This is a genomic window from Bifidobacterium sp. LH_413, assembly GCF_056357015.1.
In genome coordinates this window covers 48,410-64,745 of sequence record NZ_JBKEVK010000001.1, presented here as the reverse complement: position 1 = coordinate 64,745, position 16,336 = coordinate 48,410, and the positions used below count along the sequence as shown (strand labels likewise).

The window sequence follows — 16,336 nt, the reverse complement described above, 5'->3', positions numbered from 1 at the left end:
GCCGTTGTGGAGAGTTTGTGTTACCGCACCATGGGAAATGGGAAGGTAGGGGTAGGTCAATCCGTCAATGAACCGACAACACGTGTCAGCGGCGGATGTGGTGGCGGCGCAGGACTAGGGTGACGCCGCAGACGGCGAGCGCGAGGATGGTCACCGCGAGCGCTCTGGCCACGGCCGCGCCGGTCGCCGGGAGCGGCGACTTGGCGGAGGCGTTGGCCTGCGCGGGCGACTGTCCGGTCGGACGCTGCGCGGTGCCAGCACCAGAGCCAGAACCAGCACCAGAGCCGGAACCGGCGGAGTCACCGGAACCGTTGGAACCGGCATTGCCGTTGGAACCGTTGCCGTTGTTTCCACCGGTATCGCCGCTATCGCCGGAACCGTCGGAACCGGCATTGCCGCCGGAACCGTCGGAACCACCGTTGTTACCGCCGTCACCGCCATCTCCATCCGAGCCGTTTCCCGGCTTGTCCGGATCCGGCGTGGGTTCGGGCTCCGGATCCGGCTCCGGCTCCGCATCGTCCTTGACGGTCACGTCGAACGTCGTGGAGACGACGTGAGCCGTGTCGCCGCCGACGGCCATGGAGACGGTGACGGTCTGGCGTCCGGGCGCGGAGGCGTCGTAGCCGGTGAACGCGAGTTCGCCATCTGTCTCGTTCAACGGCGCGGTGGTGCCGCCGTCGAGGAGGCGGCGCACGGCAAGACCGTCCGTGTCGAGCGCCTCGCCTTTGGCGTATGCGGTCTTGGACGGACCGGAGACCAGCGTGAGACCGGTGACGGCGGAATCCGGGGCGGCGACGCGCACGAGGCTGAAGTCGTCGAGCACGGCCCAGCCGCCCGCGTCCTGTTTGACGCTGAAGCCGACGGTGATGACGCCGTCCGCGCCCACGTGCACCGGCTTGAGCGTCGGATTCAGCCACTTATACCCGGCGACACCAGCACCGGCACCAGCCGAACCGCCGGCACCGGCCGAACCCGCCCCCGGCAGCTTCTCCCCCGCCGCGTCGAGCTCGGCACCGCCCGCGTCCTTCGCATACAGGCGGATGTCGTCGTTCTTGCCGCTGTCGCCGGTGAGCCAGCCGGAGAACACGTACCAGCCTTCGGCCAGTCCGGTCACCTGCTGTTCCACGGTGAAGTCCATGGCGGCGGCGTTCCACGCGTTGAGGCTCTTTTTGCCTTCGTGCAGGTCGGATTCCTTCTTCTGGGTCTTGACGCCGACCGAGCCCTGCGGCTTGTTCCACGTGGCGGTCCAGGAGTCGAATCCGTCTTCGAAGCCGCCGTTGGCGAGGAGGTCCCCGCTCGGCAGGTCCGGATCGTTCACGGTCACGGTGAACGTGGCGGTCTTGCCGGCCGTGTCGTCGCCCTTGGAGGTAACGGTGACGGTCTTCTCTCCAGGCAGGTCGGCATCGAAGCCGCTCAGCTCGTACCGGCTCGCGTCCAGCGTGCCGACGGTCTTGCCGCCCGCCGTTTCGCTGACTTCGAGTCCGGTCGTGTCGAGTCGGTCGCCGATCACGTAGGAGGTCTTCGCGGGCGTCTTCGTCACGGCGATCGCGTCGGCGGCGACCGGCGCGTCGCCGTTCACGGTGACGGTCACGTCGGCTTCCAGCGGCGTGTCGCTGTTGTACAGCATGGCGGTCACGTGGATGACGGCGGTGCCGCCGGCGAGCGCGGTGACGACGCCGCTGGTCTCGCCCACCGTGGCGACCTTGGGCGCGTTGGACGTCCATGCGACGGATTTGAGCAGCACGTCGCCGTCGCCGCCGGTGCTGCGCGCGGCGAGGCGCAGCGTGCCGCCGGCGTCGAGCGTCGTCTTGCCGCCGGTCAGGTCGTCGCCCGTCGTCGCGTCGGTGACGGTGAAGAACTCGGAGGCTCCCGGCGTCTTGGTGATGTCCACGGCGATGTCCGTGTACACGTTCGGCGATTGCTTCGAGGCGACGCGCACCGTGCCCTTGGCGGGCACGATCGCGTCGAGATCGTCGTAGTAGGCGACGGGCGCGATCACGCCGTCACCGTTCACGGCGACCGTGTCCGGGTCGAGCGAGGTGTAGGTCACGTCCTGGCTGTAGCCGGCGGGTTCCACGGACGCGGCGATCCGGTGCGTGGCGCTCAGCGTGCCCTTGATGGGGACGAGTCTGACGCTGGTCGCGTCGACCTTGACCGCGCTGGCGGAGGGTTCGGCCGCGTAGACGGCGAGGTTGTCGAGTCGGGTGGTCCAGTTCAGCGTGCCCGCGCCGCGGGTGCCCCACAGTTGGATGCCGGCGAGAGTGCCGTCGTAGTCGACGCCGTCGGCGAACGGCACGGTGTGGGTGGCGGTGAGTTTCACATCGGTTTTGGACGTGATGGTGAACGTGATCTTCCGTGCGGTGAAGTCGAGCGCGACGTGCACGTTGTACCATGCGTCGTTCCGATCGAATCCGTCGCCGACGGCGGTGGTGCCGGTCAGGGCGCTGTTCGTGTCCTTGGTGGACGACCGTCCGCCGGTGTTGTAGACGAGTTCGGCGCCCGCGTTGGTCTGCAGGCTCAGATAGCGGTTGTCGGAACCGTCCACGAGCGTGAGGAACGCGCCTTTGGAGCCGGCGGGCGCACCCACATTCCAGTCGACGTCGAACACGACCTTGCCGTTGGCGACGGACGGGGCGAACGTCCTGGCCGTGGCGCGGCCGCCGGAGCCGCCGCCGGAGATCTCGAGCACGTGGCCGGAACCGGAACCGCCGGAACCGGAACCGCCGTCCGCATCGCCTTCGACGACCTTCGCGCCCAGCTGGCCGGCGTAGTTGGCGTACTTGCCGAATCCGCCGTTGCCGCCGACGTCGACGCCGTCGAAGCTTTCGGAGATGGTCGGCACGTACACGGTCGCCTTGTCGCTGAATCGTCCGTCCTTGGTGGCGGCGGTGATGACGGCGACGCCGGGCTTCAGCGCGGTGACGGTGCCGAACGCGTCGACGGTCGCCACGGATTCGTCGCCGGAACTCCAGTCGACGTCGGTCTCGGTGGCGTCGCCGGGCGTGACGGCGGCGTTGAGCCGCACCGTCGCGCCGTCGCCGCCCTGCGCGCCGAGCGTATCGGACTTGATCCACACCTCATGCCGGTCGAGCGTGACGCCGGTGGCCGCGATCGCGTCCTTCTGCACCTTGACGGCGACGCTCGCGCTGTACCCGCCGTTCACCGTGGTGACGGTGACGGTGGTCTCGCCGATCGCGTTGCCGGTCACGTTGCCGTCCGCGTCCACGCCGGCGACGGCGGGGTCCGCGGACGTCCACGTGACGGACTTGTCGTCGGCGTCGGACGGCGTGACGAGCACGTCGAGCCGCTTCGTGCTTCCCTTCTGGATGGTGAGTCTGTCGCGGCCGAGCGAGACGCCCTCCACCTGCACGGGAACGGCGTGGACGGTCACGCTGGCCGAGGCGGCGGGATTGTCGTCGGAGGTGACGGTGACGACGGCATCGCCCCGGCCGACGGCGGTGACCTTGCCTGTCTGGTCGACGCTGACCGCATCCGGATTCGACGAGCTCCACGTGACCTTGTACAGGGTGGCGTCCTTCGGGTTCACGGTGGCCGTGAGCTGCGTGGAACGGCCGTGGCTGAGCGTGATCGGGCCGGTCCTGTCGAGCGTGACCGAGGCGACGGGCGTCTTGGTGGCGTCCACGGTGAACGTGAGCGTCGCCTTGCCATCGGCGGAGGCGACGGTGACGGCGGTCCTGCCGGCCTGCTTCACGTCGAGCTGCACGACGGAGCCGTCGTCGGTGCGCTGTTCCATGCGGCCTTTGGCGGTCTGCCAGGTCTCGCCGAAGAACGTGGCGACGCCGGTGTCGGAGGAGGTGAACACGGCATGCTGGTCGCTCACGGTCTTGGACAACGTGGCGGTCATGTCCACCGAGTCGAGCGCCTTGGCGGCGATGACGTCGCCGTCGTGCACCCGCTTGCCGCCGACGGTCACGGCGAGGTCGCCGTCACCGGCAAGCGTCGGGGCCTTGACGGTGACGCGCGCGGTGGCGGACACGCCGCCCACGCTATCCACGCGCGCGGTGATCGTCGCGGTACCGGCCTTCACACCGGTCACGAAGCCCTGTGCGGAGACGGTCGCGACGTCCGGATCGCTGGACGTGTACGTGATCGCGCTGTCGGACAGCACGGCGTCGGTGGGCTGGACGGTCGGCCTGAGCCGCCGGGACATGCCGCCCGCGGTGAGCGTGAGGTCCGCGTCCTCGAATCCGATGGCGGTGGGTTTGGCGGGGGCGACCTCGTAGCGGCCGTCCGCGATGCCGTTGTCGTTGCTCAGCGGCGTGACGACGTCCGCGGTCTTCGTCTTGGCGACGCCGCGGATGAGGTACGCGTACATGGAGTCCATCATGTCGCCGGCCTTGCCGGCCTCGGTGCTGCCCATCTCCTTGATGGCCGGGTCGCCGTTGTTGAACATGATGCGCTGGTTGACGTCCGCGGAGCCGCCTTCGGTGCTGGCCGCGCCCGGCGTGGGGATCCAATCGGTCTCCCAGTAGTAGAAGCCGCGCGTGCGCCCGTACGGATCGGGGGTGTCGAGCGGCGCCTGCATGTAGTCGAGCAGCCAGTTGTACTGGCCGTTCGGGCTGCCCGCGTAGGCGGCCTGGGTCATCTGGCTGGTCTGCTGGTCGAACGTGGCCTTGTAACGGGTGAAGCTGTAGCCGGCCTCCACGTTCACGTAGTCGCGCCAACGGTGCTTCCCGCTCGCGTTCATCGCGTTCGCGAACTTGATGATGTTGCCGCTGGAACGGCCGCCGTACAGGGAGTGCGCTTCGCCGTCGTATTCGGCGCCGTTGGCGGACAATCCTTCGAACATGGTGAACGCGTAGTCCACGTCGTAGCCGTTGTTGGTGTGCACGTAGGTGGGGATGCCGGGGGCCACGTCCTTGATCGCGTCGTAGGAGGCGGCGACGATGGCCGCGTGTCCCTCGCTGGTGGCGCCCTGGCCGATCGGGCGGATGAGGCCGCCGTCCTGCTCGTTGCCGGTCTTCACGCCGGCGAGGTTCACGTGCCGGTCCACCAGTTCGGTCATGAAATCGTGCACATAGTGATACACGATGGCCTTCATGTGGCTCAGGTCGGATTCCGAAAGCGTGCCGTCGTACGCCTTGTTGAGCCATTCGAGCGGCGTGTAGGCCTTCGCGGCGCTGATCCACGAATCCGAGTAGTGGAAGCTCGGCAGGTAGCTCATGCCGAGTTCGGTGGCGCGCACGCCGAGTTCGGCGGAGTGCTCCTTGTCGAAGTAACCGCCCCGGGGCATGCGGTAGGGCATCGGATCGCCGTTCGCGTCGTCGAAGCTCTGGTAGACCTTGGCCAGGCTCTTCGGATAGTAGGTGTCGTTGCCGGCCTGCACGAAGATCATGTTCGTGATCGAGTTGACGCCGTGGTTGGCGAGGATGTTCAGGCAATCCTGCTGGACGCCGTTGGCGAAGTACTTGCCGCCGTTGTCCTCGATGAGCGGCAGGAACGAGACGTCCGCGCCCTTGGCGACGCCGGCGTCGTGCATCTCGAACAGGTCGACGTCGTCCACCCACGCGTGGTCCTGGCCGTTGCCGGTCCACGGGTCCTCCACATACGTCCCGTCGGTCCGGTGCAGCGTGACGGATTTCGTGTAGGCCTCGTCGTGCACGGTGTTCGCGTATACGGTGATCTCGCCGGTCGCGCCGGTGGTGAACACGACGCTGACGAGCGAGTATCCGGTGGTGCCGGACGGCGCCTGCCGCAGCACCGTGCCGTCGGCGCCCCTGACGCCGATGTTGATGCGGTCGCCGGTCGATTCGCGATTGACGAGCAGACCGTCCTGACCGCGCCAGTTGTTGTGCGTCTCGGTGGAGAACGTGTCCTGGCGGTCGACCTTGGTGCGCGCGGTGAGCACGTATTTCGTGTTCGGCTTGACCGTGACGGTCTGCGCCACGGCGGCTCCGGCGGCGAGGCGGAGCGCCTTGGATCCGGTGTCGGCGTTGGCGCCGTCCACGGCGACGTCGCCGGTGGTGGTCCAGCCGTCCGTCCCCTGTTCGAAGTCCCAGTTGGCGAGCGCGTTGGCGTCGTCGGAGTCGAGTTGGAGGTTGAGGCCGTCGACGGCGAGGGAGTTCGTTCCGGCGGTGATGGTGACGGTCATCCGCCCGTTGTAGACGAGCACGTTGCGGTGCGATGTGGCGGTCCACTGGCCCGTCTTGAGATAGGCGTCGAGCTTCAGCACGGAGTCAGGGCCGCCCGTGCCGGAGACGGTGAGGTTGGCGGTATTGCCGCCGGCCGCGCCCTTCACGTTCAGGTTGAGCGAGTAGCTGCCCTGCGGGATGCCGGTGATGGTTCGGGTGATGGACGCGCCCGCGGGCAGGTCCGCGTACCGGTCGCCTTCCGAGGCGCCGCCGGTGACGGTCGTGACGTCGCCTTTGGCGGTCCAGCCGTCCAGCCCCGATTCGAAGCCCATGTTGCTCACCGGGCGGACGGTCGCGTCGGCCGAGGTGTTGGTCACGTCGGCGGTGGCGGTGGCCGCCGTGCCGGCCGCGATCATCGCGAGCGCGATGGCCGCGGCGGCGACGCCGGCCACCGCGGCGCGCGCACGGCGGGTGACGCGGGTGACGATGCCGGCGACGATGCGATGGGTGATGCCGGCGATGTTGGCGACGCGATGCCCCGTGCGCGGTTGCGCGTGCTGCCCGGTGCCATGTTGCCCGGTACTGTGATGCCCGATACCGTGATGCCCGGCGTCGGGACGATTCTGCTGGTGTGTTCCGTTCATTGGCCTGTCGATCCTTCTACGACACCTGACGGGCTCTCTCCCTCGTCAAGTGGTACAGCTGTGTACCATACAACATCGCAGGATAGCATGGAAACCGACTCTTGGTCAACCGGTGTATCACCACACCTCACCCCTCGCACTCACGCACTCCATCCCATGGTGCGGTAAAACCCCCATGGTGCGGTCGCAGAAAACGGCTTGATTCCGCCGTTATGGAGATTGTGTGTTACCGCACCATGGGAGAGTGCGCGCGGGATATGCGCGGGAACGGGGGTTAGTGTTCGGCGGCGGTGAGGCGCTGGGCCACCCAGTCGACGATGTAGGGGGCGACTTCCTCGATCTGGTCGATGGCGACCTCGAACTCGTGGGGACCGCCGTACCACGGATCGACCAGGTCGATCTCGTTTTCACGGCCGGCCGGCGGCTTCGGCAGATTCGGGTCGAAGCTGCGGTACATGTGCACCTCGGCGCGCTTCGCCGGCGGCAGCATGCGCAGCAGGGCGCGCATGTGCGAGGCGGTCATCGGCAGGAACAGGTCGGTGCGGTTGATCTCGTCACGGCTGATCCGATGCGCGAAATGGTCGCGCGGGATCTCGTCGCCATAGCCGCGCTCGCGCAGCACGTGCACGGCGCGCGGGTCGATCGGGTGGCTCCACTCCTCATCGGAGACGCCGCTGGACTCGACGTCCACGCGGTCGGACAGGCCGCGCTCGTCGAAATAGTGGCGCAGGATGATCTCGCCCATCGGCGACCGGCAGATGTTGCCGGTGCACACGGTCATGACGGTGTACTTCTTCTCGTCGGTCATACTTCTCTTTCGGCTAACGGGAACGCACATACTTGATGAAACGGTACCGGGCGATACCGGATTCCGGCTTCTTCGGCTTCAGCCACGGCGAACGGTCGGCGACCTGCCAGCCGGCGTGGTCGTCGTCCGCGAGCGCGGCGATGTCGGGCGCGTACGTGTCGGCGTCCACGGCCGCATCGAGCAGGGTGACGAACACCTTGTTCGCCTGCGGCAGCGCCTCCTCGAACAGTTGCGCGCCGCCAATCACCCAGATCTCGGAACGGTCGAGACCGTCGTCCGGGATCGCCTCCTGGCGGGCCAGGTCGAGCGCGTCCTCCAGACTGTCGACCACGGTCGCGCCGGGTGCGCGGTACTGGTGGTCATGGGAGACGACGATGTTGTCGCGGTTGGGCAGGGGCCTGTAGCGCAGGTCCAGCGACTCCCAGGTGCGACGACCCATGATCACCGGGTGCGAGACGGTGAGCTCCTTGAAATGCTTCATATCCTCGGCGAGATGCCACGGCATGCCGCCCTCCAGACCGATGGCCCCCGTACGACCTTCCTTGTCGCGGGCTTCGGCCCAGATGAGGTTCACCGAGAACGTCTTGGGGAAATCGTCGCCCCAGTCCTCGGTCTCGTCGAGCCCGGCATCCCCGGGCTCGGGTTCGTGATAGCCGCTTCGGCTACTGTCATGCTCCATTTCGGACTCCTTGAGTGGGATTGGACTGGAACAGAAGTGTAATGTCAGACGGCGACGGGCGCCTTGATGGTGGGGTGGTGACGGTAGTCGAGGATATGGAAGTCCTCGTATTCGTAGTCGAAGATCGAGTCCGCCTTGTCGATCGCGATTCTCGGGTACGGGTAGGGCTCGCGCGACAGCTGTTCGAGGACCTGCTCGATGTGGTTGTCGTACACGTGGCAGTCGCCGCCGGTCCACACGAACTCGCCGGGCTCGAGGCCCGCCTGTTGCGCCATCATCAGGGTGAGCAGCGAGTAGGAGGCGATGTTGAACGGCACGCCGAGGAACATGTCGCAGCTGCGCTGGTAGAGCTGGCAGCTGAGCTTGCCGTCGGCCACGTAGAACTGGAAGAGCGCGTGGCAGGGCGGCAGCGCCATGTGCTCGACCTCGGCCGGGTTCCACGCGGAGACGATCATGCGGCGCGAATCCGGGTGATGCTTGATGAGGTCCATCACGTTGGCGATCTGGTCGATCGTGCGGTTCGGGTCGTCCGGGGTCGGAGCCGGCCAGCTGCGCCACTGCACGCCGTAGACCGGACCGAGGTCGCCGTTCTCGTCCGCCCACTCGTCCCAGATGTGCACGCCGCGCTCCTGCAGCCAGCGCACGTTCGAGGAGCCTTTGAGGAACCACAGCAGCTCATAGGCGAGGCCCTTGAAGAACACGGTCTTCGTGGTGAGCAGCGGGAACGTGCCGTCGGACAGGTCGAAGCGGATCTGGCGACCGAACAGGGAGATCGTGCCCGTGCCGGTGCGGTCCGACTTGAGCGTGCCCTCGGTGAGGATCGTGCGCACGAGATCCTCGTACGGGGTGGGCACGTCCGTCTCGGGACGGGCGGGAATGCGGGTGCGGATGTCAGCGAGTTGTTCCGGGGTCAAAGCCATGGGCACCAGTGTAGCGTGACCCCCTCGGTCAGCCCGTGACCCCCTCAGTCCGGCCTCCGGCCGGCCAGCTCCCCCTGAAGGGGGCGCATGCCGTCTTCCTGCTCCCCGGAAAGGGCGCATATCATCTCTTTGCTCCCCCTTTAGGGGGAGCTGGCGGCGAAGCCGGCTGAGGGGGGTTCGCTTCGGCGGATGGCGATTTGCGGCGAAGGCGGCGGTTTTCGGCTAGATTGGAGATGGTCGCGACGCGACAGGCGCGCCGCACGGATAGACGAGGAGTCATCATGGCCAAGCGACTGTGGGTGGAACGCAACAAGGACGGTTCGTGGGACGCGTTCAGCGAAGACGGCGCGCACATCAAGTTCGGCAAGGACCGCGGCCAGTTCACGCCGGGCGATCTGATGAAGATCGCGCTGGCGGGCTGCGCGGCGCTGTCCAGCCAGTTCGCGATCGAGCATACGCTGGGCGAGGGCAAGGGCGCGAAGATCGTCGTCGGCGGCACCTATGACGCGGACAACGACGCGTACATCAACTTCGACGAGCAGGTCGTCGTGGACGCCACCGGCTCCGATCTGAGCGACGAGGACGCGGCCAAGCTCAAGGAGCGCATCACCCGTCACATCGACAAGGGCTGCACGGTCAAGCACACCTACGTGCAGGAGACCCCCGTCCGCATGGAAGTGACGATCAAGAAGTAAACCAATCGCACGCAATCGGCCCCCTCTGACGAGGGGGCTGTCGAACGCAGTGAGACTGGGGGAGAGATAGCTGGAACGTAACGGTTCCCGGTATCTCTCCCCCAGTCCGCTTACGCGGACAGCCCCCTCGTCAGAGGGGGCCAAAGAAGGAGCGGACAGCCCGGCCGCAATCACGGACGGCCTACGGCCGACCTCAATCGGATCAGTGTTCGGGGTCGATGGTCTTTTCGATCTGCTGGACGACCTCAGGCTTGGCCGGCTCGACCGGGACCTCCTTGACGCCGCTGATGTCGTCGAGCGGCTTCGTCGGCACTTCGGCCGGCGAGCTCGGCACGGTGTCGAGGCGGCTTTCGGCGGCCTCCACGTACTTGCGCGGCACGACGTAGACGGGGCCGACCGAGTGCTGCAGCAGGCCCTGGCTGGTGGAGCCGAGCAGCAGGCCGGTGAAGCCGCCGCGTCCGCGGGAGCCCACGACGACGACGTCATGGTCGTAGCTGGCCTTGGTGAGCGCGTCCACGGCGGAGCCGGGCACGATGCGCTTCTCGATCTTCAAATCCGGGTACTGCTCCTCGAGCGGCTTGACGCGCGTCTCCAGATCGTCCATGAAGGAGGCGTACACCTCGTCGTCGGCGCCCTTGACCTGCGCCGCCGCGGAGATGACGTCGAGCTCGGCGCCCCACGCGTGCGCGAAGGAGGCGGCGATGTCGAGAGCCTTCAGACCCCACTTGGATTCGTCGGAGCCGACCGCCACCTTGGTGATCGTGTTGTTGAGGTGCATGAGGTTGCCATCGTCGTCGGTGTAGGGCACGACGACGATCGGGCAGTACGCGTAGGCGGGCAGCGAGGAGGACGTGGTGCCGAGCAGACGCTCGGCGAGGCCGCCCTTGCCGCGGTTGCCGATGACGATCAGGTTGTAGTTGCGCGACAGTTCGACGAACACGGACGCCGGGTCGCCGGTCACGATCAGTGTGGCCGCCTGGACGCCCTGCTCGTCGGCGATGGCCTTCGCCTTGGACAGGATCTCCTGCGCGTCGGAATGGGCCGCGTTGTCGTCGCCCATCGCGGTGTACGTGGCGTCGAAGCTGACGGCCGCGTAGCTGGGCAGGGAGTACGCGCAGACGATCTGCAGCGTCAGTCCCGCATGCTTGGCATAGTTCGCCGCCCACCAAGCGGCCTTGTAGCTGGCATTCGACCCGTCAACGCCGACGAGTATGGCCTTGTCGTTGATCATGACGACCTCCTTGAGTTATACGCGATGCCGTCATGCCGTGGCGACATCGCCCCCTGTGCGTTCCACAATACCCCGTCATGGACGCATATCGCGGCTCATCTTCGTGAAATAGTTCACTCGTGTCGCGTGGAAACGGACCGGAAAACAGAAAACGCGCCGTCCCCGGAAAGGGGAGGCGCGTTGTCTCAAGAACGGGAAGCAATCCGTAACCGAACCGCCGGGTGCCGGTATTACAGGACTCGGCGGATGGAGTAGCTGGCACCGGCGAACACGTAGGCGACGGCGTTGGTGCGGATGCCGTCCGCGTAGGTCTCGGCGTCGACGATCATGCCGTTGCCGAGGTAGATGCCGGAGTGGTTCGCATTGGCGAGGATGTCGCCCGGCTGGGCTTCGGCGAGGCTCGCCACGGGGGTGCCGACGGTGGCCTGCGCGCCGGAAGTGCGCGGCAGGGAGATGCCGTTCTGGGCGAAGACATACTGCACGAAGCAGGAGCAGTCCATGTTGTACGGCGGGTTGCATCCGCCGTAGACGTAACGGTCGTCGGCGGCGATGGCCAGGGCGAGCGAGATGACGCCCTGCGCGTTGCCGGTCGGCGTCGGCAGGCTGGAGGTGTCGACGGAGGCGTCACGGCTGGCGGAACGGCTGGCGGCCTGGGACTGGGCCTGCGCGGTGGCCGCGGCCTGGGCGGCCTCTTCGGCGGCCTTCTTCTCGGCTTCGGCCTTGGCCTCGGCGTCCTTTTCGGCCTGGGACTTGGTCTGCGGCACGTTCAGGGACTCGATGCCGCCCCAGTTGGAATCGGACTCCACATCGGTGGAGGTGGATTCCTTGAGCAGGTTCTTGCGGGCGGTCGTGGTCTTCGGGAACGAACGCTCGGAGGTGACCACACCGGAGGTCTGGTCGGCGGCGGTGGCGGCCGGAGCGACGGCGATGAACGTCGCGCAGGCTACGACGGCCGCGGTGAATGCGATTACGGTTTGCTTCAAATTCTTCATCGGAACCTTACGGTAGCACCCGGGGTGCCCGGGGAGCGGAAAGCGAATCGGTAAGCGGAATCTCCGGCGATGCATCGGATGCATCGGAGACCGAACGTATCAGTGGTCAGACGTATCAGTAGTAGTCAGACGTATCAGTAGTGGATGTACTCGAAGTCGGAGACGTTCGTGTAGGTCTTCGAGTAGGTCTTGCCGTTCATCACGGAGCCGCACTCGGACGTGACGATGGAGCCGTCGGCGTTGATCTTCTCGACGATGGCGACGTGGCCGTACGTGGAGTCGGTGCCCTCCTGGCCGGCGCGGAAGACCATGATGTCGCCCACGTGGCGCGGCGTGTTGTCGACCCAGTAGCCGAGGGCGCGCGCGGAGTTGGCCCACATGTTGCCGTTGCCCATGTGCGAGCCGACCGGCAGGCCGAGCTCATGACGACGCACGTACACCCACCAGGTGCACTGGCTGAATTCATAGGCGTTGCCGACGTCGCCGGTGGCGTGGTTCGGGTCGAAGCCGGCGGGCAGCAGGTTGGAATCCTCGTCCATGAGCTTGGCGACGTTCTCGTTGTTCGCGAGGGACTTGGACATCTGCTTGAGGTCGATCGAGGTGCTGGCGTCGCCGAGCGACCAGGTGCCCTCGTTGGAGGTCTGCTGGGTCTGCGCGTCGGCGTCGGACTGCTGCGTGGCGTCGCTGCCGGCCACGGTGCTGGAGACCGTGTCGCCGGTGCCGGTGAGCGGGGTGCGCACGTCGGAACGGGAGGCCGCGCCCTTGACCGCCTGAATCTGCGTGGTGGTCGTCGCGGCGTCCTCGGCGACGGACAGGCCTTCGTCGGCGGGGCTGGCGAAGGCGACCGCGGTGGCCGCGGTGCCGGCCAAGGCCGCGAGGGACGCGGAGCCGACGATGAAGTTGCGACGTTCGGCCGCACGGGCCGCCTCGCGGATGGCGCGGCGCGACATCGGCGCGAGTTCGTTGAGCTTATCGGCCACCGCCTCGTCGAGACCGAGCACGGCGCCGTTGTTCCCCGCCATCTGCATGGCGATCACGGTGCCACGCGTGTGGGTGCCGCGGGAACCGGAGAACAGGCCCATCAGGCTGTTCGATCCGTTGCCCTTGGCGGAAGTTCCGGCCGCCTTATGTGCCGCATGCCTCATACAGTATCAGCTCCTTGGTGGGTTGGGAGGGCACCTCTGCAGACGGCACCCTTCACCGTCACAATTCGCCACCCTACAACGACCCCCACCCTCAGGCAAATCCCCTAGGGGTGTCGAACCGGTTCGAGTCCTTCCCTCCCTCGCCTCCCCCTCATCTTCCGCGCGTCCGCCCATCGGCCGCCGCGCGGTCGATATATGGAGCACGCGACCTGAGCACCGAAGGATTGGCTAGGGTGGTGCGCATGGCCAATACAGTGAACATCCCCTCCGACATGCTGCCCGAGGACGGCCGATTCGGCTCCGGGCCCAGCAAGATCCGCCCCGAACAGGTCGCCGCGCTCGACGCCGGCGCCACCACGCTGCTGGGCACCTCCCACCGTCAGACCCCGGTGCGCCAGCTCGTCGGCTCGATTCGCGAAGGACTCGAATCCTTCTTCCACGTGCCGGACGGCTACGAGATCGCGCTCGGCAACGGCGGCGCCAGCTGCTTCTGGGAGATCGCCTGCGCCTCGCTCATCACCCGTCAGGCCGCGTTCGGCACGTACGGATCGTTCAGCGCGAAATTCGCCGCCTCCGCCGCGGCCGCGCCGTTCCTCGAGGATCCGGTCATCTATAAGGGAGAGCCGGGCACGTACCGTCTGCCGGAGCCCACCGAGGACGTGGACGCCTACTGCTGGGCGCACAACGAGACCTCCACCGGCGTCGCCGCCCCGGTGCGCCGCGTCGAAGGCAGCGTCGAGCAGGGCGCGATCACGCTGGTCGACGGCACGTCGGCCGCCGGCGCGCTGCCCGTCGACGTCAGCCAGACCGACGCCTACTACTTCTCCCCGCAGAAGGCGTTCGGCTCGGACGGCGGCCTGTGGGTCGCGGTCCTCTCCCCCGCCGCCGTCGAACGCGCCGCACGCGTCGAGGCGAACGTGAGTCTTCCCGGCGCGAGCCGCTGGGTGCCGCCGTTCCTGTCGCTCACGAAGGCGCTGGAGAACTCGCGCAAGGACCAAACGCTCAACACGCCCGCCGTCGCCACGCTCATCATGATGGAGAACCAGGTGCGCTGGCTCAACGACAACGGCGGCATGGACTGGGCGGCCGCGCGCTGCGCCAAGTCCGCGTCGCTGCTGTACTCCTGGGCGGAACGCTCCGACTACGCGAAGCCGTTCGTCTCCGACGAGGGCGCACGCTCCCACTCGGTCGTCACCATCGACCTGGACGACGCGATCGCCGCCTCCGACGTCGTGGCCGCGCTGCGCGAGAACGGCATCGTCGACACGTCCGGATACCGCAAGCTGGGACGCAACCAGCTGCGCGTCGGCGTGTTCCCGTCGGTCGAACCGTCGGACGTCGCCGCGCTCACCGGATGCATCGACTACGTTGTCGAACACCTGTAGCCGGATCGGGCCGGAACCGCGCGACCGGGGCGGAACCCGGGGCGGAACCGCACGCGGCGCATGCTCGGCGGCGTGCGGTAAGGTGGTCGCTGTGAAATTGCGATTCGCCCCGATACTCGACCCCGCGGTGCGCAGGCCGGCACCCAAGCCGGTGCGCGTGGATCTGCGCACCGTGTTCCTCATCGGCACCGGCCTGTGGTCCGTGGCGTTGATCGCATGCTTCGTCCTCGACGCGCTCGGATTCGACGTCGCCACGCCGCTGATCATCTGCGCGGCGGGCGTCGTCGTCGGCGTGCTCATGCTCATCTGGGAGCATTTCGACCGCTGGGACTACCGGCGTCTCGGCCAATAACGTCTCAGCGGGCGACGGGCAGGGTGAGGGTGAACGTGCTGCCCTGGCCGGGCGCGGACCATACGGCGACGGTGCCGTGGTGGGTGAGCGCCACATGCTTGACGATCGACAATCCCAATCCCACGCCGTCGGCGGTGCGCGCGCTCTGGTCGGCGCCGCGGTAGAACCGTTCGAAGATGCGCGACTGCTCCCGCTTCGGAATGCCCTTGCCCTGGTCGATCACGCGGATCACCGCGTGGCGGCGCATCTCGTCCGCCTCCACGGACACGCCCACGTACCCGCCTGACGGCGAATACTCGATCGCGTTCTCGACGAGCTTGGTCAGGGCCGTGCGGATCTGTCCGGAATCGCCGTTGACGACGAGCGAATCGTCGCCCTCCACGTTCACGTCCACGCCGAAATCGGCGATTTCACGCGCGAGCGACGCCTTCACCGCACGCACCTCGTCCATCACATTGAGACGGTTCGCGGCGGACGGCACGATCGGCTCCTGCGCCTTGATGAGCAGCAGCAGGTCGGAGACCATGTGGTTGAGATGGTTGCTGGTCGTGCGCACCTCGCGCGCGTCCGCCTCGATGCGTGCGCGGTCGAGGACCTTCCCATCGTCGCCGTCGTGTTCGAGATCGTCGGCGAGACGCGCCAACGCCTCGGTCGGTCCCAGCAGCTGCTCGGACACGTTGATGATGAACGAGTCGCGGATCTGCGCGAACCGCACCGTCTCGCTCACGTCGTCGATGAGGACGACGACGTATCGCTCCCCCACGCGCCCGACCGTCACCTTCAGCCAGTTCGGGCGCCGCACGCCGGGCCGCGCGCCCGGCGCGACGCCCGCACCGGAGCGGTTCGTCGCGTCGTCGTCGCCCGACGCGACGAACCGTTCCGGCGTTTCCGTCTCCAGGTCGAAACGGCGCCTGCCGCCGGTGGCGAACACCTCGCGCACCGTCTCCACCACCTTCTCGTTGACGATGCTGTCGTCCTGGACGATGCCGAGACGGTACGATTGCGGGTTCGCGCGCACCACGTCGCCGTCGCGGTCGACGATCAGCGACGCGCTCGGCAGGATCGACAGCAGCGCCTCCGTCGACGCGTCGAGATCGTCGTCACCGTCCGCGGCGTCGCGGCGTTTGCGCAGACCGCGCGTTTTGCGTCCGATGAGGTTGCCGAGCCATTCCGTGAACGACGCACCTCCCAGCAGACGCTCCACGATCGGTTCGACATGGTCGATGATGAACAACAGGACGGCGAGCGCGATGGCGAGACCCATCACGCCGAAGACCGACGACACGATGATCGACGGCACCGGGGAATCATACATGCGCTCCATTCTCCCACACCGGGCGTGTCGGAAGCGGCGACATGCCGTGTAGTTGAATATCCGGTGAACGTAGTGGTG

Annotated in this window: 11 protein-coding genes; 3 read left to right on the top strand and 8 right to left on the bottom strand. The window is 67.2% G+C overall.

Annotated features, from left to right (window positions below):
- Window positions 1-85 precede the first annotated feature (85 nt).
- The 4 genes from AC1AYN_RS00195 to AC1AYN_RS00180 form a co-directional block, all read right to left on the bottom strand.
- Complete coding sequence (locus AC1AYN_RS00195) at window positions 86-6,736, bottom strand: Ig-like domain-containing protein (RefSeq protein WP_476531365.1); 6,651 nt, start codon at window positions 6,734-6,736, stop codon at window positions 86-88.
- A gap of 274 nt (window positions 6,737-7,010) precedes the next feature.
- Complete coding sequence (locus AC1AYN_RS00190) at window positions 7,011-7,544, bottom strand: low molecular weight protein-tyrosine-phosphatase (protein ID WP_476531363.1); 534 nt, start codon at window positions 7,542-7,544, stop codon at window positions 7,011-7,013.
- Between the two features lie 13 nt (window positions 7,545-7,557).
- On the bottom strand, window positions 7,558-8,223 hold the full coding sequence (locus AC1AYN_RS00185; RefSeq protein ID WP_476503094.1) for a dihydrofolate reductase: 666 nt from the start codon (window positions 8,221-8,223) through the stop codon (window positions 7,558-7,560).
- A gap of 44 nt (window positions 8,224-8,267) precedes the next feature.
- Window positions 8,268-9,143, bottom strand: coding sequence for a thymidylate synthase (locus AC1AYN_RS00180; RefSeq protein ID WP_476531361.1), 876 nt, complete (start codon window positions 9,141-9,143; stop codon window positions 8,268-8,270).
- A gap of 281 nt (window positions 9,144-9,424) precedes the next feature.
- Between AC1AYN_RS00180 and AC1AYN_RS00175 the strand changes: the two genes are divergently transcribed.
- Complete coding sequence (locus AC1AYN_RS00175; protein WP_034525863.1) at window positions 9,425-9,838, top strand: OsmC family protein; 414 nt, start codon at window positions 9,425-9,427, stop codon at window positions 9,836-9,838.
- Window positions 9,839-10,040: 202 nt separating this feature from the next.
- On the opposite strand, the gene AC1AYN_RS00170 is transcribed toward AC1AYN_RS00175, so the two are convergent.
- The 3 genes from AC1AYN_RS00170 to AC1AYN_RS00160 all read right to left on the bottom strand — a co-directional run bounded on the left by AC1AYN_RS00170 (window position 10,041) and on the right by AC1AYN_RS00160 (window position 13,206).
- Window positions 10,041-11,069, bottom strand: coding sequence for a universal stress protein (locus AC1AYN_RS00170; RefSeq protein WP_476503092.1), 1,029 nt, complete (start codon window positions 11,067-11,069; stop codon window positions 10,041-10,043).
- A 230-nt stretch (window positions 11,070-11,299) separates the two neighbouring features.
- Window positions 11,300-12,061 carry a C40 family peptidase gene (locus AC1AYN_RS00165; protein ID WP_476531359.1) on the bottom strand — a complete coding sequence of 254 codons (762 nt, stop codon included), beginning with the start codon at window positions 12,059-12,061 and terminating at the stop codon, window positions 11,300-11,302.
- A 134-nt stretch (window positions 12,062-12,195) separates the two neighbouring features.
- Window positions 12,196-13,206 (bottom strand): CHAP domain-containing protein, encoded by a 1,011-nt coding sequence (locus AC1AYN_RS00160; RefSeq protein WP_476503090.1) that lies wholly within the window; start codon window positions 13,204-13,206, stop codon window positions 12,196-12,198.
- Between the two features lie 242 nt (window positions 13,207-13,448).
- On the opposite strand from AC1AYN_RS00160, the gene serC reads away from it, so the two are divergent.
- Window positions 13,449-14,591, top strand: coding sequence for a phosphoserine transaminase (serC, locus tag AC1AYN_RS00155; RefSeq protein WP_476531358.1), 1,143 nt, complete (start codon window positions 13,449-13,451; stop codon window positions 14,589-14,591).
- Window positions 14,592-14,688: 97 nt separating this feature from the next.
- Window positions 14,689-14,943: a DUF2530 domain-containing protein gene (locus tag AC1AYN_RS00150; RefSeq protein ID WP_476503128.1), complete on the top strand. Its 255-nt coding sequence runs from the start codon at window positions 14,689-14,691 to the stop codon at window positions 14,941-14,943.
- A 4-nt stretch (window positions 14,944-14,947) separates the two neighbouring features.
- Here the strand turns inward: AC1AYN_RS00150 and AC1AYN_RS00145 are convergent, their stop codons facing one another.
- Window positions 14,948-16,258 carry a sensor histidine kinase gene (locus AC1AYN_RS00145; RefSeq protein ID WP_476531356.1) on the bottom strand — a complete coding sequence of 437 codons (1,311 nt, stop codon included), beginning with the start codon at window positions 16,256-16,258 and terminating at the stop codon, window positions 14,948-14,950.
- Between the last annotated feature and the right edge of the window lie 78 nt (window positions 16,259-16,336).